At 40.8% G+C, this 20,134-nt stretch carries 23 protein-coding genes; 2 read left to right on the forward strand and 21 right to left on the reverse strand.

Annotated features, from left to right (window positions below):
* Window positions 1–22: 22 nt before the first annotated feature.
* The 13 genes from EXT43_RS04265 to yceD form a co-directional block, all read right to left on the reverse strand.
* Window positions 23–802, reverse strand: a complete 780-nt coding sequence (locus EXT43_RS04265) for a YchF/TatD family DNA exonuclease (protein ID WP_130166423.1) — start codon at window positions 800–802, stop codon at window positions 23–25.
* Between the two features lie 13 nt (window positions 803–815).
* Window positions 816–1,142: a PilZ domain-containing protein gene (locus EXT43_RS04270; protein WP_054554720.1), complete on the reverse strand. Its 327-nt coding sequence runs from the start codon at window positions 1,140–1,142 to the stop codon at window positions 816–818.
* Window positions 1,127–2,044: a DNA polymerase III subunit gene (locus tag EXT43_RS04275; RefSeq protein WP_130166424.1), complete on the reverse strand. Its 918-nt coding sequence runs from the start codon at window positions 2,042–2,044 to the stop codon at window positions 1,127–1,129. The genes EXT43_RS04270 and EXT43_RS04275 overlap by 16 nt, the downstream gene beginning before the upstream one ends.
* 1 nt (window position 2,045) lies before the next feature.
* Window positions 2,046–2,672, reverse strand: a complete 627-nt coding sequence (tmk, locus tag EXT43_RS04280; RefSeq protein ID WP_130166425.1) for a dTMP kinase — start codon at window positions 2,670–2,672, stop codon at window positions 2,046–2,048.
* Window positions 2,673–2,690: 18 nt separating this feature from the next.
* Window positions 2,691–3,668: an endolytic transglycosylase MltG gene (mltG, locus tag EXT43_RS04285; protein ID WP_130166426.1), complete on the reverse strand. Its 978-nt coding sequence runs from the start codon at window positions 3,666–3,668 to the stop codon at window positions 2,691–2,693.
* Window positions 3,665–4,477, reverse strand: a complete 813-nt coding sequence (gene pabC / locus EXT43_RS04290) for an aminodeoxychorismate lyase (protein WP_062565261.1) — start codon at window positions 4,475–4,477, stop codon at window positions 3,665–3,667. Before pabC ends, mltG begins: the two co-directional genes overlap by 4 nt.
* Window positions 4,478–4,534: 57 nt before the next feature.
* On the reverse strand, window positions 4,535–5,773 hold the full coding sequence (gene fabF / locus EXT43_RS04295) for a beta-ketoacyl-ACP synthase II (protein ID WP_054554715.1): 1,239 nt from the start codon (window positions 5,771–5,773) through the stop codon (window positions 4,535–4,537).
* 117 nt (window positions 5,774–5,890) lie between these two features.
* Entirely contained in the window at window positions 5,891–6,127 is a 237-nt protein-coding gene (gene acpP / locus EXT43_RS04300; RefSeq protein ID WP_016707440.1) for an acyl carrier protein, read from the reverse strand.
* Between the two features lie 238 nt (window positions 6,128–6,365).
* Window positions 6,366–7,112 (reverse strand): 3-oxoacyl-ACP reductase FabG, encoded by a 747-nt coding sequence (fabG, locus tag EXT43_RS04305; RefSeq protein ID WP_054554714.1) that lies wholly within the window; start codon window positions 7,110–7,112, stop codon window positions 6,366–6,368.
* Between the two features lie 11 nt (window positions 7,113–7,123).
* The gene (gene fabD, locus EXT43_RS04310) at window positions 7,124–8,050 is read right to left on the reverse strand and encodes an ACP S-malonyltransferase (protein WP_054561366.1); all 927 of its coding nucleotides are present in this window, start codon (window positions 8,048–8,050) and stop codon (window positions 7,124–7,126) included.
* Window positions 8,051–8,120: 70 nt separating this feature from the next.
* Entirely contained in the window at window positions 8,121–9,149 is a 1,029-nt protein-coding gene (gene plsX, locus EXT43_RS04315) for a phosphate acyltransferase PlsX (RefSeq protein WP_054554712.1), read from the reverse strand.
* A gap of 11 nt (window positions 9,150–9,160) precedes the next feature.
* Window positions 9,161–9,331: a 50S ribosomal protein L32 gene (gene rpmF, locus EXT43_RS04320; protein WP_036967969.1), complete on the reverse strand. Its 171-nt coding sequence runs from the start codon at window positions 9,329–9,331 to the stop codon at window positions 9,161–9,163.
* 10 nt (window positions 9,332–9,341) lie between these two features.
* A complete protein-coding gene (yceD, locus tag EXT43_RS04325) occupies window positions 9,342–9,866 on the reverse strand; it encodes a 23S rRNA accumulation protein YceD (protein ID WP_054554711.1) in 525 nt (174 codons plus the stop codon).
* Window positions 9,867–10,007: 141 nt separating this feature from the next.
* Between yceD and EXT43_RS04330 the strand changes: the two genes are divergently transcribed.
* Window positions 10,008–10,604: a nucleoside triphosphate pyrophosphatase gene (locus EXT43_RS04330; protein ID WP_130166427.1), complete on the forward strand. Its 597-nt coding sequence runs from the start codon at window positions 10,008–10,010 to the stop codon at window positions 10,602–10,604.
* Here EXT43_RS04330 and EXT43_RS04335 read toward each other — a convergent pair.
* A complete protein-coding gene (locus EXT43_RS04335; RefSeq protein WP_130166428.1) occupies window positions 10,552–11,244 on the reverse strand; it encodes an HAD-IA family hydrolase in 693 nt (230 codons plus the stop codon). The two genes, EXT43_RS04330 and EXT43_RS04335, sit on opposite strands and share 53 nt — an antisense overlap.
* A complete protein-coding gene (rluC, locus tag EXT43_RS04340) occupies window positions 11,231–12,199 on the reverse strand; it encodes a 23S rRNA pseudouridine(955/2504/2580) synthase RluC (RefSeq protein ID WP_054561362.1) in 969 nt (322 codons plus the stop codon). Before rluC ends, EXT43_RS04335 begins: the two co-directional genes overlap by 14 nt.
* Window positions 12,200–12,818: 619 nt before the next feature.
* On the opposite strand from rluC, the gene rne reads away from it, so the two are divergent.
* Complete coding sequence (gene rne / locus EXT43_RS04345; protein ID WP_130166429.1) at window positions 12,819–15,944, forward strand: ribonuclease E; 3,126 nt, start codon at window positions 12,819–12,821, stop codon at window positions 15,942–15,944.
* A gap of 58 nt (window positions 15,945–16,002) precedes the next feature.
* Here rne and EXT43_RS04350 read toward each other — a convergent pair whose 3' ends face one another.
* The 6 genes from EXT43_RS04350 to EXT43_RS04375 form a co-directional block, all read right to left on the reverse strand.
* Window positions 16,003–16,869, reverse strand: coding sequence for a PhzF family phenazine biosynthesis protein (locus EXT43_RS04350; protein WP_130166430.1), 867 nt, complete (start codon window positions 16,867–16,869; stop codon window positions 16,003–16,005).
* Window positions 16,869–17,348, reverse strand: coding sequence for a GNAT family N-acetyltransferase (locus EXT43_RS04355; protein ID WP_240701465.1), 480 nt, complete (start codon window positions 17,346–17,348; stop codon window positions 16,869–16,871). The genes EXT43_RS04350 and EXT43_RS04355 overlap by 1 nt, the downstream gene beginning before the upstream one ends.
* Window positions 17,349–17,672: 324 nt before the next feature.
* Entirely contained in the window at window positions 17,673–18,125 is a 453-nt protein-coding gene (locus EXT43_RS04360) for a hypothetical protein (RefSeq protein ID WP_130166432.1), read from the reverse strand.
* A gap of 27 nt (window positions 18,126–18,152) precedes the next feature.
* On the reverse strand, window positions 18,153–18,881 hold the full coding sequence (locus EXT43_RS04365) for a hypothetical protein (protein WP_130166433.1): 729 nt from the start codon (window positions 18,879–18,881) through the stop codon (window positions 18,153–18,155).
* Window positions 18,882–19,016: 135 nt separating this feature from the next.
* On the reverse strand, window positions 19,017–19,544 hold the full coding sequence (locus EXT43_RS04370) for a TerB family tellurite resistance protein (protein ID WP_130166434.1): 528 nt from the start codon (window positions 19,542–19,544) through the stop codon (window positions 19,017–19,019).
* Window positions 19,545–19,575: 31 nt separating this feature from the next.
* Window positions 19,576–20,031 (reverse strand): DUF3291 domain-containing protein, encoded by a 456-nt coding sequence (locus EXT43_RS04375; RefSeq protein WP_130166435.1) that lies wholly within the window; start codon window positions 20,029–20,031, stop codon window positions 19,576–19,578.
* Between the last annotated feature and the right edge of the window lie 103 nt (window positions 20,032–20,134).

Genomic DNA, 20,134 nt, shown 5'->3' on the forward strand with positions numbered 1-20,134 from the left:
AAGTTTGATACGCCGTGCACTATTACGCCCTTTTAGCTTGATTAAACAACGAATAAAAGTTGTTAGTTGTTGCTTCAGCTAATTCGTTAAAAGTAAGCCCTTTTAACTCAGCGATGTAGTAAGCGACATCTTCAACATAGGCTGGTTGATTTGTTTTACCACGATATGGAACAGGCGCTAAATACGGTGAATCTGTTTCGATCAATAAGCGATCTAACGGAATTTGCTTTACAACGTCTTTTAACTCTACGGCATTTTTAAACGTAACAATGCCCGAAATCGAAATATAAAAGCCCATATCAATGGCTTTTTTGGCCATTTCCCAATTTTCTGTAAAACAATGCAATACACCCCCACAATTCTCGGCATTGTGAGCGCGCATTAAGTTAATAGTGTCTTCTCTAGCGTCTCGTGTATGAATAATAAGCGGCTTATTTAGCTCATTGGCAACCTCGATATGACCAACAAAACTCTCTTGCTGAACAATATGGGTGTCTTTTGAGTAATAGTAATCAAGACCGGTTTCGCCAATAGCTACCACTTTGTCGTGGCTTGCAAGTGAAATAAGCTTTTGCTTATCGAGTGCGTCTTTTTGATCAAGTGGATGCACACCGCATGATGCAGAAACATCTGGATAGTGTTTAATTTTATCCAGCATACTTGGGAATTGATCTAAAGTTACGCTTACACATAAAAAGTGTTCTACTTTCTTTGCACGAGCATTATCGAGTACTTGGTCTAAGTCTAAGTCGAGTTTATCAAAATCTAAACGATCTAAATGACAATGAGAATCTACAATCATGGTACTACTTTTATTACATGGTATAGGTCGGATTGCCGGAGTTTAACATAGTACCGAGTAGTTTTTCGATTTTCGCATTCAAATTGGTTTTATCGTCGATAAAATTAACACCGATACCTGGTGGGTTTGAGCTTTGTGCACCTTGCGGTGTGATCCAAGCAACTTTACCTGTTACTACATCATCCTCTAGTGCATCTGGTAATGTGACCTTTAAAGCCAATGAATGACCCATTTCAAAGCGCATATTAGTGCGAACAAACAAACCACCATTTTTTAGATAAGGCATATAACAGCGATATAATTCTTCTAAGTCTTCAATATCTACTAATAATTCTTGCACGATACTTCCTGATTTTGGCTTTCACGTAAAGTAAACGCTAATTGTGAAATTGCTAGTTCCAAGTTTAATCCAAGCACATGTGAACTGTTATAAAGAAACTCTGAAATTGCAGATTGCGCTTTCTGATAATTGAAAAAGTCCATTCCTAAAACCAATTGCGTTTTAAGATGCTCTGTTAAAAACAAAGCAAATACATTAACCAAGCTATGATCTTTATTAAGAATGTCGACTAACGCACTGAAATTATGGCTGTCTTTTATCTCAGTTGCAAATTTAAAAAGTGAATCAATAGCTTCAAGTTGGTTGTCATTTTGCCACTTCTGCACAAGCAGTGGCTGCCTAGCGAACAACTCTAACCATGAATAATTAGCAATATTTAATGAAGTTAACCATTGTGTTGTATATTCTGGGTTAACTTTTATTTCATGTACGGCACAGCGACTTAAAATAGTTGCTGGTAATAATGCTGTTTGCTCGCACGTTAACAATAAATAACGGCGTAAGCTTGGCTCTTCAAGGGTTTTTAATAAAGCATTAGCCGCGGCAGTGGTCATTTTGTGACACTGTTCGAGCACCACTACTTTGTTACCATTTTGCGCCGCTGAATGGTTGATAAAATCACTGATTTCACGAATTTCATCAACGCCTATTGTTTGGCCTTCCACCTTTACAACGCGTTTATCAGGGTGAGTACCCGCTTGATTAAGTTGACAGCTTTTACAATTGCCACAGGCTTTTAAATTTACAGGTGACGTGCAAAGTAAGCCATCGGCGAGCGAATCGACTAAACATTGTTTGCCAACACCTTTATCACCGTTAAATAGCTGAGCATGATGAAAGCGTTGCTGTGCAAAACTTTGCGCTAGTTGCTGATAAAGCCCTTCAAGCCACGGCAAAGGCATATTAATTTAAACCTGCAAAAAAGTTATCAAGCACGGTTGTGATTGCCGCATGTACTTCTGGCATTGTTTGGTTTGCATCCACTGTTTTGATACTGCTATCAGTTTTAGCTATTTCAAGGTAGCGTGCGCGAGTGCGCTCAAAAAAGCCTAATGCTTCTTGTTCGATACGATCAAGTTCACCACGGCCTTTTGCACGGGCAAGACCCACAGCTGGGTCAATGTCTAAATAAATAGTTAAATCAGGCTTTAAACCATTTAGCACCATATCAGCTAAAAAAGAGAGTTTAGTTTGTTCAATACCACGACCACCACCTTGATATGCTTGTGATGAAAGATCATGACGATCACCTAAAACCCAAGTGCCCTTTTCAAGTGCCGGATTAATAACATTAGCAACCAATTGCGAGCGTGCTGCATACATGATTAACAGCTCTGTTTCACTCGTCACTGTTTCTTGGTGAGCCTGTTTGACGATATTACGCAGCTCTTCAGCCATAGCTGTACCGCCAGGCTCACGTACATTAATAAAATCGACTTGCTTGTTTTCTAAATAAGCTTGGCATACGGCAATAGCCGTTGATTTTCCGGCCCCTTCTAGGCCTTCAATCACTATAAATTTCGCTGTCATATGACTCAATTCTGGTTGTTAGTTTAATTGGTACTGTTTTACCGCTCGATTATGTTCTTGCAATGTTTTCGAAAATTGATGGCTGCCATCCCCTTTCGCAACAAAATACACATATTCAGACTCAGGTGGATTAACCGCGGCCAAAATCGCTGCTTTCGAAGGCATGGCTATGGGTGTTGGCGGCAAGCCTTTTATCTTATACGTGTTATACGGTGTATAGGTTGTTAAATCTTTTCGTTTTATATCGCCATCAAAATCAGCACCAATACCATAAATAACCGTTGGATCGGTTTGTAAGCGCATATTGGTTTTTAAACGATTGGTAAATACCGCAGAAATTAGTGGTCGCTCAGAAGCAAGGCCCGTTTCTTTTTCGATGATAGAAGCCAGTATTAACGCTTCATACGGTGAACTTAATACTAAATCTGCTGCTCTAGTTTGCCATGCAGCGTCTAATTCCTGCTGCATTTTGCTGTATGCGCGTTTTAATACGCCGCTGGCAGTATCTTCACTATGGTAGTGATAGGTGTCAGGGAACAACCAGCCTTCTAAATTTTCTTGTGTGCTACTTATCTGCGTCGCTAAATTTTCTGTATCTAAGTCTTGGCTTAAATGCGCTTGTTTTTGGATATTAGCAACAACGTCACGAAGTGGCTGACCTTCAATAATTGTGAAGCTAAAGCTCACTTGTGCACCTTGATTGATACGACGAATATTATCAATAACGGCGCTTGTATCTAGTTCATAAAGACCCGCTTTTAAATCGGTAAGCGTAGGATCTAATTTTGCGAGTACCTGAAATTTAAAGCAGCTATCAACCCACTGCTTTGTTTGCCATGCTTGGCAAAGCTGATTAAAGCCAGTGCCACGTTCTACTTTAAATAAAGTACTGTTTTCAACTTTTAACGGCATTTTTAATGCTGATTGAAGCTGTTGATAGCCAATACCACAACATAGCAATGCTAATAACAGCACGCTAACAATGACTTTTATCACACACTCTCCTTGGCAAACTGCGCCGTTAATAGCGCTTTACTGCATTCAATATCAAACTGTGTATCAGCAATCCGTGCAACGGGAACCACGCCCATTAAACTGTTACACATAAATACGGCATCCATAGCTAAAAGCTCATCGAATTGGATTGCTTTAAATTCAATGGCTAACTTATCACATAAAGCGCTGAGATAAACCCCAGTGATACCGCAGCGGTCTAACTTAGGTGATATAACTTGACCGTCTTTAATAGCAAAAATATTTGCAGCAGAGCACTCAATCACATTGTTATCATAATCAAGTACAACAACGTCATCACATTCAAGGCTGCTCATTTGCTTTTTGATAAGCACTTGCTCTAAACGGTTCAATGTTTTTAAGCCTGCAAGTAAAGGTTGATGTGCAAGTTTCACGTCGCTGACCGCTAGGTTTACACCCTGCTGTTGCCAACTTTTATAGTGTGAAACTGCAGGCATGATACTGATCAACACTTGGATACTTGGTGTATCTGGTAAGCCATAACCACGCCCACCTGCACCACGGGTGATAACTATTTTTAAAATACCGGTTTGTGTATCAGTGATTGCGTGGTTAACTTCACGCTCAATTGCTCTTAAATCTAATTCGGGGAAAAATAGTCTTTGCGCGCATTCTTCTAAACGCGCTTTGTGTAAACCCCAGTGCTCAACGACAGAATTCACCACAGAGGCCGTGGTAAAAAAGCCGTCACCATAATTTAAGCCACGATCTTGCGCGCTTATTGTGGTGTCTGGTGTGATTATTTTTATTGTTTGTTTTAATTTACTCATACAAAAAAGCCCAGTTAAACAACTGGGCTCTTCTTTTTAGTCCGTTGTTAAAAAGAATTATACCTTTTTAAATAGCAACGAGCCATTAGTACCACCAAAACCAAATGAATTACATAGTGCGTAATCCAATTTAGCATCACGTGCAGTATGCGGTACGTAGTCTAAATCACAGCCTTCATCTGGGTTATCAAGGTTGATTGTAGGGCTTACTTTCTGGTCAACAAGTGACAAGATAGTAATGATCGACTCTACCGAGCCTGCTGCACCTAACAAGTGACCCATCATTGATTTAGATGAACTTACCATCACATCTTTCGCTGCATCGCCAAAAATAGTTTTAACAGCTGATGTTTCGGCTTTATCGCCTGCATTAGTCGATGTACCGTGAGCATTAATGTAACCAACTTGGTCTGCATTAACTTGTGCATCGTTTAGGGCATTTTCCATCGCTAGAGCTGCGCCTGCACCGTCTTCAGGTGGAGACGTCATGTGATAAGCATCGCCACTCATACCAAAACCAACGAGTTCAGCGTAGATTTTCGCGCCACGTGCTTTAGCATGCTCATATTCTTCAAGTACGATAACACCTGCACCATCAGCAAGAACAAAACCGTCACGGTCTTTATCCCAAGGACGAGATGCTGCTTGTGGATCGTCGTTACGAGTTGATAATGCACGTGCTGCATTAAAGCCACCCATACCAATTGGTGTCGATGCTTTTTCAGCACCACCGGCTACCATTGCATCTGCATCGCCGTATGCAATCATACGTGCAGCATGACCAATGTTATGTAGACCTGTAGTACAGGCTGTAACGATTGAAATATTAGGGCCACGTAAACCGTGCATAATCGATAAATGACCAGAAATCATATTGATAATGGTCGAAGGCACGTAAAACGGAGAAAGCTTACGCGGGCCGCTATTTAATAGTTTGATGTGGTTTTCTTCAATTAAAGTTAAACCACCGATGCCAGAACCCACTGCTACACCAACACGAGTGGCGTTTTCTTCAGTGATCTCTAGACCAGAATCTTGTAGTGCTTGTACACCCGCTGCAATGCCATATTGGATAAACAAATCCATTTTCTTTGCATCTTTCGGTGACATGTAAGCTGATGCATCAAAGTCATTCAGCAAACCTGCGAATTTGGTGCCGAAACTTGAGGTATCGAAATGCGTGATAGTTTGAATACCACTTTTACCGTTTAACAAACCTTGCCAAGTAGATTCAACATCATTACCTAGCGGTGTCAACATTCCTAAGCCAGTTACGACGACTCGACGTTTAGCCACGGGTTGCCTCCAATAAGGGAATTATTTTAGGTGGGGTGTATACCAAATTTATTAGTATCATTCTATAGATAGACTAAGGGCAGCTTAATGCTGCCCTTAAAATCAAAATGCGTAAAATTACTCAGCGTGAGCTGTAACGTAATCGATCGCAGCTTGAACTGTAGTGATCTTTTCAGCTTCTTCGTCTGGGATCTCAGTGTCGAACTCTTCTTCAAGAGCCATTACTAGTTCTACAGTGTCAAGTGAATCAGCACCTAAGTCGTCAACGAAAGAAGCTTCATGTTTTACTTCTTCTTCTTTAACACCTAGTTGCTCAATAATAATTTTCTTTACGCGTTCTTGGATGTCGCTCATTCTTCTTTCCTTTATTAAAAACGCCAATGCGTTATTTTCAGATTGCGGCGTAGTTTACGCCGCATAATTCTGTGATTCAAGGATTTGCTGATAATTACTTATCTGGTCAAACCTCTCGAATAGTATTTGTTCATTTATCGCTTATTTTAATAGCGAATTCAAGTATGTTTAAAGCAAGATCACAAAAAATTCAACAATTTTCGATAATCTTTCGTTAGCAAATTTTTGCTAACTTTCATTAAACCATGTACATCGCGCCATTTACGTGCAATGTTTCGCCTGATACATACGCAGCAGCGTCAGATGCTAAATAACATACCGCAGCAGCGATTTCTTCAGGTTGGCCTAAACGCCCTGCAGGTACATTTGCAAGCGTAGCTGCTTTTTGGTCTTCAGTCAGCTCATCTGTCATATCTGTTTGGATAAAACCAGGTGCAACAACGTTCACTGTAATGCCACGTGATGCCACTTCGCGTGCTAATGACTTAGTAAAACCAATTACACCCGCTTTCGCTGCAGCATAGTTAGCTTGACCCGCATTACCCATAGTGCCCACAACAGAACCGATATTAATGATACGGCCATTTTTCTTTTTCATCATAGGGCGTAAAACAGCCTTAGATAAACGGAAAATTGAGCTTAGGTTAGTATCGATGATGTCATCCCACTCACCGTCTTTCATACGCATTAATAAGTTATCGCGAGTAATACCCGCATTGTTAACTAATACGTCGATATCGCCTAAATCAGCCTTGATCGCAGCAAGTGTCGCCTCAATCGATTCAGGATCTGTAACGTTAAGGGCATAACCTTTACCGTTGTCACCTAGGTATTCACTGATTTTAGCAGCACCTGATTCGCTTGTAGCAGTACCCGCTACTTTTGCACCTTGTGCAACTAGCGTATTTGCAATCGCTTTACCAATACCACGGCTTGCACCAGTGATTAGGACAACCTTGCCCTCAAGAGAAAATAAATTTGTCATTCTATTCCTACTTATTTCGCTTCATCAATAGCAGCTTGCGTATTAACCGCACCACATACCATTGCTTTATCAATTCGTTTAGCAAGACCCGTTAATACTTTACCTGGGCCAAACTCATAGCTTTGTGTGATACCTTGAGCAACTAATGCTTGTACAGTTTCAGTCCAGCGAACTGGGCTGTAAAGTTGACGTACTAATGCATCTTTAATTGCTTCACTTGATTGCTCAGCTTTTACATCAACGTTGTTGATTACATCACACTTAGGTGTATTAAATGTTAAAGCGGCTAAATCAGCAGCTAATTTCTCAGCAGCTGGTTTCATTAGTTCACAGTGAGAAGGTACGCTTACTGCAAGTGGTAAAGCACGTTTAGCACCTGCTTCTTTACATGCTTCTGATGCACGCTCAACTGCCGCTTTGTGGCCAGCGATAACAACCTGACCTGGTGAGTTGTAGTTTACTGGTGAAACAACTTCACCATTTGCTGATGCTTCACACGCTGCTTTGATTTCGTCGTCACCTAAGCCGATGATTGCAGCCATAGAACCAACACCCGCAGGTACTGCTTCTTGCATATATAAACCACGATTTTCTACTAGTTTAACTGCTTCGCTTAAGCTTACAACGCCAGCACAAACTAATGCTGAATACTCGCCTAAACTGTGACCAGCCATAACAACATCGGCATCAGGGTTTGCGTCTAACCATTGACGGTAAATAGCAACACTAGCAGTAAGAAGTGCTGGTTGTGTACGATGGGTTTGATTTAATTCTTCTTCTGGACCATTTAGTACAAGTGCAGCTAGATCATAGCCAAGAGCTTCAGATGCTTCAGCGAATGTTGCTTTAGCAATTTGTGAATCAGCTAATAGTTCAGATAACATGCCCACAGTTTGTGAGCCTTGACCTGGAAATACGAGTGCAATTTTATGTGCCATACTTTGCTCTTATAATTAAACAAAAAAATATTCTGTAGCAGGCAGCATAACAAGTTTTAGATATGCTGCACTACTTTGTTGTTGGATGTGTTTGCTCAAAAATCGCAGCGATTTTTTCAGGGAGTTGGCGTTCGACTTCCCGCGCGGCTTCATCAATAGCAGCATGAAACGCCTTTGGTGAGGCATTGCCATGGCTTTTAACAACAATACCGCGCAATCCTACCAGACTTGCGCCGTTATACTGGTCGGGGTTCACCCGCTTGTAGAGTTTTTTTATCACTGGACGCAATAAAAACGCTAAACTTTTGTATAAGAAATGCTTGTGTAAGGCTTTGGTGAGTTTATGCATGATCAGTTTGGCAATACCTTCACAGGTTTTTAATGCCACATTACCTACAAATCCTTCGCACACAATAACATCGGCTTTTCCGCTGAAAATATCACTACCTTCACTGTAACCTGTGTAGTTGAGATATTCACACTGCTGCATTAACTGTGCAGCTTGTTTTATTCCTTCATGCCCTTTGATGTCTTCAGAGCCAATATTCAATAAACTAACTCTTGGGTTATCACACCCAAGTGCCTGCCCTGCTACCACAGAACCCATAATGCCAAATTGATAAAGGGTTTGTGCGTCACAATGCACATTAGCACCTAAATCAAGTAAATAAACAGGGTTTTTACGTTCGGTTGGAACAGCAGAGATTAATGCAGGACGTTTTACGCCTGGAAGCATCTTTAATACATAATGCGCCATAAAAAATAACGCGCCTGTATTACCAGAGCTTACACACGCTTGCGCTTCACCCGATTTAACTAAATCGAGGGCAACTCGCATTGATGAATCTTTTTTAGAACGAACCGCTGAAGCAGGTTCACACGCATTTGTGACCACTTCGCTACAATGGCGAATAATTAAACGAGGGTGTGAAACAGAATCGAGTGCTTCGAGTTCTTTTAGAATAACTTGCTGATTACCACATAAGATGAGTCTTAAGTTGGTATTAGCATTTACCGCTTGCACGGCAGCGGGGATAGATGAACGGGGGCCGTAATCGCCCCCCATCATATCTAACGCTATGGTTAGATTGGTCAGCATATAGCAATCTCTTAGTTAGAAATTACTTTAACGCCTTTGTAGTAACCGTCAGCAGTTACGTGGTGACGACGGTGAGTCTCACCAGAAACTTGATCTACAGTTAAAGTTGGACCACTGATCGCATCGTGTGAACGGCGCATGCCGCGTCTTGCACGAGACTTTTTGCTTTTTTGTACAGCCATTAGTCTTCTCCTAAGAATCTTTCTTAAGTTGTTTCAAAATATCAAATGGATTTGGTTTGTCATCTTTTGCTGCTAATTTACCAAAGCTAGTAGGCTCTGATGAATAACTGCATGAAGCTTCGTTGTGTGTAGGCACTATTGGAATAGCTAAAATCAGTTCGTCTTCGATTAACTCAAATACGTTGATTTCACCGTTTTCGTCCAGCTCTACTTCATCGTAACCTTCAGGTAAATGATCTGACTCTGCATCCAAACCAATTGGCGAATACACAAAGTCTTGTTCCAAATCCAACCCTAATTCTCCATTACAGCGTTGACAAGTTACAGTTACATGTGTTGATAAGTTTCCACTTATTACCACTAAACCTTGCTCGTCAATTTTGCAATGAATCTTTACCGCTATTTCACCTGCTTCCTCCTGCACAACTTGCTCTAAACGAGAAAGTTTTTCAAGCGGGACAATACCGTCATACGTTAAACGATGTTGAGCTGCTTTGCTGGGATGAAGAGTGATGGGAATTTTCACCTTTTGCATAGGGGCTGCATCATATAGATAGTTAGTAAGTTAGTCAAAGTAAAAAACCAATTTTGGTAGGTTTTTAACGATCTTCTGCTTTGTTTTCGGATTCATTGTGGCTTATCCTTGGCAAAATACAATTTTCATCCAGAATTTATTATGAAACCAACACTTATATTAGCGTCAAGCTCACCATTTAGACAGCAATTATTAACTAAGTTTAACTTACCTTTTCAAAGTTTTTCTCCAGATATTGATGAGTCTCCTATCGCAGCTGAAACGCCAGAGCAATTAGTTACTCGTTTAAGCGAACAAAAAGCCCGAGTTGCCAAACAACATTTTAGCGAAGGATTGGTGATCGGCTCTGATCAAGTTGCGGTATTCAACGATACAATTTTAGGTAAACCTCATACTAAAGAGAATGCCATTAAGCAGCTAACATCGTTTAGTGGCCATACAGTGACCTTTTTAACGGGTTTAAGTGTATTTGATATACAAAGCGATAAATCAATTACCACCGTGGTGCCATTTGATGTGACATTTAAAGCACTCACACTTGAACAGATCAATGCTTATTGCGATGCAGAGCAGCCATACAACTGTGCAGGTAGTTTTAAAAGTGAAGGATTAGGTATCTGTTTATTTGAAAAGCTCAGTGGCGATGACCCTAATACATTGATAGGCCTGCCACTGATCACATTAACTAAAGTGCTGGCTGAGTTTGGTGTTGACGTGTTAGCGCTGCAAGGGGCGTAGTTAAAACCTGCAAAAGTTGTTGGTATGAATCAACAACACATAACGGCGTATGTTGTTGTAACTGCGCCGGGCTATGAGCACCAAAACTCACTCCAACACAAGCAATACCTGCGGCATTAGCCATTGCCATATCCAATTGGCTATCGCCAATCATCACAGCATCACCTTTTGCTATACCCTGCTCACGTAAAATTTGCTCAAGCATATCTGGAGATGGCTTCGACTCAGCATCGTCAGAGCATTTTACATTCAAAAAGTACTTCCCAAGGCCTGACTCATCAAGAAGCCTATCAATGCCTTCACGCCCTTTACCGGTAGCCACTGCCAATTGCATGCCTGCATCACTTAACTGCTTTAAAACGGATTCTACATCTTTAAATAAAGGTGTAGGTGTAACATCTAACTCACGGTACTGTGCTTTATAACCTGCAACGAGTTCGTCTCTTAAATGTAAATGCGCCGGAAAAAGCACTTCAGTGGCTTTTGCCAGCGATAAACCAATAACATCTTTTGCTTGTTGCTCTGTTGGAACAGGAATACCTAAGTCTCGCGCAGTATTTCGCAAGCAGGTAACAATTTTTGGCACAGAGTCCATCACAGTGCCATCCCAATCAAAAATAACCAGCTTAAACTTGTTCATTATCGGCACGTAGCTTTTTGATACAGTTTTGAAGTGCATTATCGAGTGGCGCTTCAACATGCATGGTTGTTTCGTTTTTAGGGTGCATAAAACGTAAATCGTGGGCATGTAAAAACAAACGATTTAAACCAGTCAGCTTATTTACGTATTGATCAAACTCTGCAACACCATATTTATCATCACACGCAATTGGATGACCTTTACATTGCGTATGTACACGAATTTGGTGAGTACGCCCTGTTACCGGCGACGCTTGCACTAATGAGCACTCAGCATATCGCTCAAGCACACGAAAACGCGTGTGTGATGGTTTACCTTCGGTATTATCAACACGAACCACACGCTCACCAGACTTCAAGGTGTTTTTACGAAGTCCTTCGGTAACATTTTTCGTTTTAGAATCCCATTGACCATCAACTAATGCCCAATAGTTTTTCTCCATGGTTTTTTCACGTAACTGTTTATGTAAATCAGTTAACACTGAACGACGTTTAGAAATAAGCAAGCAACCTGATGTGTCACGGTCTAGGCGGTGTACAAGCTCTAAACTACGCTCTTCAGGGCGAAGTACGCGAAGTGCTTCGATTAAGCCATAACTTAGGCCACTGCCACCATGCACAGCCATACCCGAAGGCTTGTTGATCACCATTAAATACTTATCTTCAAACAAAATGGCGTCTTCAAGTTGTTTTACTTTATCGAGTTTTTTTGGCACAAACTCTTCTTTTTCGGCCACTTTAATAGGTGGAATACGAACCACATCATTTAGTTGTAGTTTGTAGACAGGTTTTATGCGTTTTTTATTTACTCGCACTTCGCCTTTACGAAGAATTTTATAAACTGCACTTTTAGGCACACCTTTTAGGTGAGTAATAAGAAAGTTATCAATACGTTGACCTAGATGGTCTTCACCTATGGTAACAAACGAAACTTGTAAGCCGGTTTTTTCTGACATTGCCTAATCACTGATTTAAGTAAATAATTTAGTTGCTAACGCGACTGTAATAGTGGGATAATCACCGTCGCGAACATAAAGTTTGCAAGTAACAACGGTGCTTTTATCACATTAATACATTCGTGAAGCATATTCTGGGTTGCCGATCATACAGATCCGCGCTAAGTTTTCCAAAGCTTTTATAATTACCCAGCCAACACGAGCGTTCAATTATCGGCGATGCGCGTAATATATTGCCTGAATAATTTGAGCACGAATGTTGATTAATGAACATAAAAAGCAATTGAACAAGATAAATTGACTGATAGTGACGACGTAGCAACGTCATTCAGAAGCAGCTGTTGTAGCAAGACATTGAATAAAAATTTGAACATGGTCGACTTCGGGACAAAACTCGTAAATTAAAACCGCAGAATTGGCGGCAGTTTTGACACCTATAAGAATTTAATAACGTGACAACATGTTATTGTCAGCCACACTTAGTGATGCTCAATGTAAGCAAACAACTTCAGGTTTTGACTTTACCCAGTCGTGAGACTGCACAAAAACAACCGTCAGAAACCACTGAACAGACGAGTTTATATCGTCATGTCAGCGACAGAATTAGTAGAGTAACAATATGAAACGTATGCTAATCAATGCGACGCAGCAAGAAGAAATGCGCGTTGCACTGGTTGATGGCCAGCGCCTGTATGATTTAGACATAGAGAGCCCAGGTCACGAACAAAAAAAAGCAAATATTTACAAGGGTAAAATTACCCGTATCGAACCGTCACTAGAAGCTGCCTTTGTTGATTATGGCGCTGAGAGACACGGTTTCCTTCCTCTTAAAGAAATAGCTCGCACCTACTTCCCACAAGGCTATACATTCCAAGGTCGTCCAAATATCCGTGACGTGATCAAAGAAGGCCAAGAAGTAATTGTGCAAGTTGATAAAGAAGAGCGTGGCCAAAAAGGTGCTGCGTTAACGACTTTTATCAGCGTTGCAGGTAGCTATTTAGTACTTATGCCTAACAACCCTCGTGCCGGTGGTATTTCTCGCCGTATCGAAGGTGATGAGCGTACTGAACTTAAAGAAGCACTAAGCCGTTTAGAATTACCTAAAGGCATGGGCTTAATTGTTCGTACTGCAGGTGTTGGTAAATCATTTGAAGAACTAGAGTACGACTTAAAAGCCCTATTGGTGCATTGGCAAGCAATTCAGCAAGCTGCTGATAGCGGCCCTGCTCCGTTCTTAATTCACCAAGAAAGTAACGTAATTTTCCGCGCAATCCGTGACTATTTACGTCGTGATATTGGTGAAATTTTAATTGATAAAGCACGTGTATTTGAAGAAGCGAAAGCGCATATTGAGCGTTTCCGTCCTGATTTCATGAGCCGCGTTAAGCTTTATCAGGGCGATGTACCACTATTCACCCACTACCAAATTGAAAGCCAAATTGAGTCTGCTTTCCAACGTGAAGTTCGCTTACCATCAGGTGGTTCAATTGTAATTGATCCAACTGAAGCGCTTACGTCTATCGATATCAACTCATCTAAAGCCACTAAAGGCGGTGATATCGAAGAAACAGCACTTAATACTAACTTAGAAGCGGCAGACGAAATTGCTCGTCAATTACGTTTACGTGACTTAGGTGGTCTTATTGTTATCGACTTCATCGATATGACTCCACCACGCCACCAACGCGAAGTAGAGAATCGTTTAAAAGACGCTGCTCGCCCTGACCGTGCCCGTGTACAGATTGGTAAGATCTCACGCTTTGGTCTGCTTGAAATGTCGCGTCAGCGCTTACGCCCTTCATTAGGTGAAGCAAGCCAAGGTCCATGTCCTCGTTGTAATGGTCAAGGTACAATTCGTTCTAACGAATCAATTGCATTGTCTATCCTTCGTTTAATCGAAGAAGAAGCAATTAAAGACAACACATCACAAGTAAATGCACAGGTGCCTGTGGCTGTTGCCGCTTACCTATTAAACGAAAAACGTCGTAGTGTGCAACGCATCGAAAAGCGCCATAACGTTGATGTTGTGATCATTCCTAATCAACACATGGAAACGCCACATTACGAAGTAGTTCGCTTACGTAAAGACGAAACAATCGAAACAGTAAGCTACGAGCAAGTTGTTGCTCCTGAGCCAGAAGCATTTGAAATGGCTAAAGCGCCTTCAGCACCAGTTCGTGAAGAGCCGGTTCTTAAAGGTGTTGTTATGCCTAATACACCTGCACCTCAAGCTGCACCAAAAGCTGAGCAAACGACCCCTGCGGCTAAAAAGTCTGAAGGTGGTTTATTTGCTGCCATTGGTAAGTTCTTCAAGTCGCTATTCAGTAATGCCGAAGAAGAAGCTGAAAAAGAGCAAGAAGAGAAAAAAGCAGCACAAAGACGTAGTAATAATCGTCGCAACAACGACAACCGTCGCCGAAGCAACAACCAGCGCCGTCGCAACTCTCGTAATAAACGTCCTGACGATGCACAAGCTAAAGAAGAAAACACAAATACTTCGAATAAGCCTGAGCAAAAAGAAGGTAATGAGAATCGCAACAAACGTCGTCGTAATTCTAACAACAGAAAACGTAATGAAAAACGTAATGATGATGTAGAACAAACGAATAAAGACACTGCACCAGAGACGAAATCTGAGCAACCAAAGGAAACTAAACCTAAGGTTCGTCGTCAACGTCGCAACTTACGCAAAAAAGTTCGCGTAACAGATGAAAGCGCAGATGAAGCAAAAGCAGTACAAACAACTGAAACAACTGAGCAAGCACCTAAAGCTGAAAAACCAGCTAAGCCTGCAAAAGAAAAAGTAGCAGTTGAAACTGAACAAGCAGAACAGCCAGTTGCTGAAAAGCAAGTACCTGCAGAACCAGTAAAAGCTGACGCTGAGCCTAAACAAGCAGAGCAAACTGAATCGGTAGTTGAAGCATCAACTGATGAAGAACAAGCTCAACCTCGTACACGCTCTCGTCGTTCACCTCGCCACTTACGTGCTGCTGGTCAACGTCGCCGTCGCCCTGAGCATGATGAAAAATCGAGTGATGAGAAAACTGATGCGCCAGCATTTATTCCAGTTGCCGACCAAGCTGCTGCTGAATATGAAGCTGAGCTAAAAGCGAAACAAGCTCAAACTGAAGAACCAGCAAAAGCTGAAGAACCAGTTAAAACTGAAGAGCCAGTAAAAGCTGAAGAGCCAGTGAAAGCTGAAGAAGCGGTGAAAGCTGAAGAACCAGTTAAAACTGAAGAACCAGTACAAGCTGAAGATCCAGTACAATCTGAAGACCCAGTACAAGCTGAAGAGCCAGTACAAGCTGAAGAGCCAGTACAAGCTGAAGAGCCAGTACAAGCTGAAGAACCAGTACAAGCTGAAGAACCAGTGAAAGCTGAAGAAACCGCACAAGCTGAAGAACCAGTACAAGCTGAAGAACCAGCAAAAGCTGAAGAGCCAGTGAAAGCTGAAGAGCCAGTGAAAGCTGAGGAACCAGTTAAAACTGAAGAGCCAGTTAAAACTGAAGAACCAGTAAAAGCTGAAGAACCTGCTAAAAATGAAAAAACTGTTTTAGTAAAAGGTTCAGCTAGCGCTGCAATGGCAAAACCTACGCCAGTTGCAGATAGTGAGCCAGAGCCAACACCATCGGCTATGGCGCATGACAAGCGTACAGCTATTCCAGATAGCGGCCTTCGTGCAGGTTCAATTAAACCTGCTGGCAGAGCCCGTGCTGATATGGCAAAAACCTTAGCGGCTGATTAATTTAGTCACTTAATAAAAAAGCCGCGTTTATAACGCGGCTTTTTTGTGTGTAATGCTTTTAAATAACAACCTGTTGAGTACCTAGGTGATTGGCATAACCACCTACAAGAACCTTATAAACACCCTGCTCATCCGAATAAACACTGGCAGAAATATGTGAACTGCACCCCATTGCTCGGCCTTGTTCAAACTTGAAATGGTTTTCTTGCTGTACAAATACATGTTTTGATAAGTAGCATGCAAGCGCGCCACTGGCGCTACCGGTTGCTGACTCTTCGGGTATACCAACCAAAGGCGCAAAGTTACGACAACTTGCGGTCAGCTCACTTTGCTCTTCACATAATTCAAAGGCATGCACACCAATCACATTATGCTGTTGGCAGAACTCGCTAAGCGCTGCCTCATCAATAACAATTTTATCTAAGTAGCCATTCGGCACAGCAACGATAATATCCGGCAATCCTGTAGTTATTACATCGATCGGCAAGCATGTTTCTGACAGTGTTGCTTCATCAAGCCCTAGTAAGCCTGCAAGGTCATCATAAGCAAAGTTGCCAAGGTACTTTGGTAAGGCTTGCTCCATGGTAATTTGCCCATCTGCGGCAATTGTTACACCTAACAAGCCCGCTTTTGTTCGTTGAGTGTAATAGCCAGGTTTTAATAACCCTTGTTCGAAGAGCGTAGCAAACACCGCTAGGGTTGCATGGCCACAAAAATCAACTTCTTCGGTTGTCGTAAAAAATGACACAGCAAAGTCAACTTCATGATCTTGCGCTACAAATGCGGTTTCTGAAAAGCCAATTTCTTTTGCAATCGTCAGTTTTTCTGCGTTTGTGAGTTTATCTGCATTCAACACGACACCTGCTGGGTTGCCGCCTGTATTATTTGCACTAAACGAGTTAACTAAAAATGCAGTTATTATCATTATTGTATGCCTTGGTTTAAGTTTAATTCATAAAACAACATGCCATTTTCCTTAGATGCTTGCTTTTCAAAAGCCAACTTTTTTAAAAGTTTAATTGATGGTGTATTTGATTCATCAACACCAGCAATGAGCTTATGCCATTGTGACTGAGTACCAGCGAGGTTTATAAATCCCTGCAATAACTCAAATGCAAGACCCTGCCCCCAATATTGCTCAGCTAACAAATAACCAATATGAGCATCATGGTTTTCGGTATATATAAATAAAAGCCCAACAACTTCTTGATGTTGAGATTGCACCATTAATAAGCGGCACTCGTTAAGCATGTTAGCCAACCACTTTTCTGCAGCAGCTATAGAATCTATCCCCTGAAAATAACCAGGTAAGTTAGCAACTACAGCGGGGGTAAATATCGCCGGCAAGGCAATCGTCAATTGATGATGCTCAACCATTGACGAGCTTGCGTCTATTTCAATCACATTTAATCTTTTTGTAGTGAAAGATAAATTCATTTTTCATCACTCAGAAAAGCATTAGTTAAGCCATTTATTTGAAACAATTAAGATTGCAACACTAACGCTTATTACAGCAAATAAAAGACCAATAATCAGTTGCTGGTATGCAATGAAGATCGAAAATCCAATAGCGGCACCGATACAAAAAAGTAGCCCAGTATTAGCTTTGTTACGTTTTATCATGGTCGTGTCCCTTATTTAGCTATTGCTTTATTCCTAGTACTCATTTTTTACATTACTTCTGCCCTAAATATCCATGTTGCTGCAAGGCAAAATTATTAAATGAAGTTACTTTTCTATGACCTCTAGTACATCGTATTCATATTTTGAAATTTTTATTGCATAGGCTTTACTGCGCCACTTACTTCTCGACTCAGCGGATATATTTGCATGATCTAGCGTTGTTTTAATCATAAGTAAGAATGAATCATCATGTTCTACAAAACTAACGTATTGCCAGCCTTTGGATTTTGGTAATTCAAATAAGGCTGGAACTTCGTAAAGATCGCCTGTATTTACTGATATGAATAACCTAGCATTTGGGCAAGTTTGATATTCACCATCACATTCAGTCTGCGACTCCCAGCTTTGAATGACCCTAATTTGCGGGAAAGATTTATTCTTATAAAGCACTTCCATAGAAGAAAGTATAAAGCTAAGTTCAGTATTAGACAGCTTCTGAACCGATTTAGCCTGAAAGCTTGACGCAAGCATTAACAACACTAGAATCTTGTACTTCATATAATCAACCTTGTTATTCGGTATTCATCACTGTTTCGGTAAGTCAGGGTCGAGCTTCCCGCCTTCGTTGATATAAACGCTGTCCTTTATCAATTCAGACAAGTACCCTGCATAGCCTTTTAACTCAGGATCAGTCACCGCTTTCAATGCTGTTTCCAAATCGTCTAAGTAACCTACATGTTTATTTTGCTCTGCAAACTGCTTTGAGTAGTTCGTCGCCAAATAAAGGTATTCAAGTCGTTTATATCCATCTAAATCTCCATTTAGGGCATGTTGAACCTCTTGAAATGCTCTAGCTCGATAGCTATTTGCCTTATCAAGGTACCCTAAAGACTGCTGCCAACGAGCAAGGATCCTTAGCAACTTATTTTTAAAAAATTCATCTTTTTCGCGAAGTGCGTAAGTTTGCTCGAGCAAAGCTAATTTTTGCTCTAGAGTTGGCTTCGAAATGTGTTGAGACGAAAGAAATTCCGTTATTCTCTCGATTTCTGCAGGTTTAAGTTCGTCAAAGTCCCCAATTAAAGCTATAAAACCCGATGTTTCGCAAAACCAAATGCCATTACTTTCCGTATGTGGCCAAAACACCTGGTCATATTTTGATGGCCAACTGTAAATATAACCACCATAGCTTGCAGGCTCAGCAACCGCACATTTTGCACCCTTAACGATTGGGTCATCTACTTCTAACTCTCCCCACGTTGTTGAGTTAGCAAAAGATGATAAAACCAATAAAGCCACTGATAACTTTTTTTTCATAAAAACTCTCTCATAAACATCTTTAAAGATTTGATAAGTAGTTACACCTTCACGATATTCACTAGAACGTTTCAAAATCAGTTAAGGGGTTATAATTGTCATTTTAATTTTCAGTTGATTGGTTTTGTTGATGAATTACCACTTGCCAGCAGCCTCCCGAGGGCATGCATTTTTTATCTCTGTGACAAGTTTTCTTTGCTGAGCCGTCGGTTCACCTTCAACATTCGCTACCTCATCGACGAGATAACAAATTGAAGCTGCTTGCTCTTTTGTTACTTTATCTAAGCATCGCTCAATTACTTTGTGAGGTTTATCGTAAACGTCGCTAGTATGCCCTAACAAATGCGTACTTGAGCGTAATAAATCAGTTGCTTCTTTCATAGTTAAATGAAATTCGCTGTTAAAAAGCGATAAGATTTTTTCTTTTTGTTCTTTACTCATTTCACCGTCTATTTTGGATACTGCGACCATATATAACGCAGCTACATCCATGGGTGAATCTAACTTAAATGCAGGATTTAAATCATGGTGTTTCCTGAATTTACGACGTCGGTACCAGCTAAAAGGATTCAACCAACCAATATCTATCCCCCCTTCTTGAAGTCGATTCAGTAACACCAAAATGGTCACTACAATACCTAAAACACCTAATACAACATGCATAATTTTTCCTTATTTTTATCGCAGTTAATTGTTATTTATATTTTTTAAATTCTTCAGCCGTAAAATTACTTTTAAATGTAAAAGCATGTGGTGTGTCGCCGTTTTCACGAAGATTTTGCAACCTTTCTAATGCCTCTTGAGGGGTTGGAATATGGTTATCTTCAATCCACCATAAAACATAGCTATCTTCTGATAAGCGCTGAAACCATTCACCTTTTCTGCGCATAAAATCTCTGCGGTGAGTACGAAACATAAAGTTTTTGAGATCTTCAACGCTTTCCCACACAGACATATTGATAATCATATTTGGATCATCAAACAATTTAATATTGGTGGCATCGCCTGATTCGTCTTTTAATCGCCATACAAAACCAGCACTGCTTTCAGCAACGCCATTTATTAAATCAAGATTATCAACAAAATCTTTTATCTCTGGGGCATCCAATGGATATTTGGCAAGAGCGATATTCAATTGGGCAAGTTTCATTTATGACTCTCCTTAGCCATCGGGGAAGTTTGTACCTTGAGTGTATTAAAACTAAGCGATACTGAAGGAAAAGAAAAGCATTTTTACGCCTTCCACTATTCGA

Source organism: Pseudoalteromonas sp. CO109Y, assembly GCF_004208935.1.
Taxonomy (GTDB): Bacteria; Pseudomonadota; Gammaproteobacteria; order Enterobacterales; family Alteromonadaceae; genus Pseudoalteromonas; species Pseudoalteromonas shioyasakiensis.

Bases quoted from the DNA above. Each gene is read 5' to 3' on its own strand.
- EXT43_RS04370 (WP_130166434.1), bottom strand. From the start codon at position 19,544: ATGCATGTTGTATTAGGTGTTTTAGGTATTGTAGTGACCATTTTGGTG.
- tmk (WP_130166425.1), bottom strand. From the start codon at position 2,672: ATGACAGCGAAATTTATAGTGATTGAAGGCCTAGAAGGGGCCGGAAAA.
- acpP (WP_016707440.1), bottom strand. From the start codon at position 6,127: ATGAGCGACATCCAAGAACGCGTAAAGAAAATTATTATTGAGCAACTA.
- EXT43_RS04275 (WP_130166424.1), bottom strand. From the start codon at position 2,044: ATGCCTTTGCCGTGGCTTGAAGGGCTTTATCAGCAACTAGCGCAAAGT.
- EXT43_RS04265 (WP_130166423.1), bottom strand. From the start codon at position 802: ATGATTGTAGATTCTCATTGTCATTTAGATCGTTTAGATTTTGATAAA.
- pabC (WP_062565261.1), bottom strand. From the start codon at position 4,477: ATGAGTAAATTAAAACAAACAATAAAAATAATCACACCAGACACCACA.
- plsX (WP_054554712.1), bottom strand. From the start codon at position 9,149: ATGCTGACCAATCTAACCATAGCGTTAGATATGATGGGGGGCGATTAC.
- rpmF (WP_036967969.1), bottom strand. From the start codon at position 9,331: ATGGCTGTACAAAAAAGCAAAAAGTCTCGTGCAAGACGCGGCATGCGC.
- EXT43_RS04360 (WP_130166432.1), bottom strand. From the start codon at position 18,125: ATGAAGTACAAGATTCTAGTGTTGTTAATGCTTGCGTCAAGCTTTCAG.
- fabG (WP_054554714.1), bottom strand. From the start codon at position 7,112: ATGACAAATTTATTTTCTCTTGAGGGCAAGGTTGTCCTAATCACTGGT.
- EXT43_RS04335 (WP_130166428.1), bottom strand. From the start codon at position 11,244: ATGAACAAGTTTAAGCTGGTTATTTTTGATTGGGATGGCACTGTGATG.
- rluC (WP_054561362.1), bottom strand. From the start codon at position 12,199: ATGTCAGAAAAAACCGGCTTACAAGTTTCGTTTGTTACCATAGGTGAA.
- rne (WP_130166429.1), top strand. From the start codon at position 12,819: ATGAAACGTATGCTAATCAATGCGACGCAGCAAGAAGAAATGCGCGTT.
- EXT43_RS04375 (WP_130166435.1), bottom strand. From the start codon at position 20,031: ATGAAACTTGCCCAATTGAATATCGCTCTTGCCAAATATCCATTGGAT.
- fabD (WP_054561366.1), bottom strand. From the start codon at position 8,050: ATGGCACATAAAATTGCACTCGTATTTCCAGGTCAAGGCTCACAAACT.
- EXT43_RS04330 (WP_130166427.1), top strand. From the start codon at position 10,008: ATGAAACCAACACTTATATTAGCGTCAAGCTCACCATTTAGACAGCAA.
- yceD (WP_054554711.1), bottom strand. From the start codon at position 9,866: ATGCAAAAGGTGAAAATTCCCATCACTCTTCATCCCAGCAAAGCAGCT.
- EXT43_RS04350 (WP_130166430.1), bottom strand. From the start codon at position 16,869: ATGATAATAACTGCATTTTTAGTTAACTCGTTTAGTGCAAATAATACA.
- EXT43_RS04365 (WP_130166433.1), bottom strand. From the start codon at position 18,881: ATGAAAAAAAAGTTATCAGTGGCTTTATTGGTTTTATCATCTTTTGCT.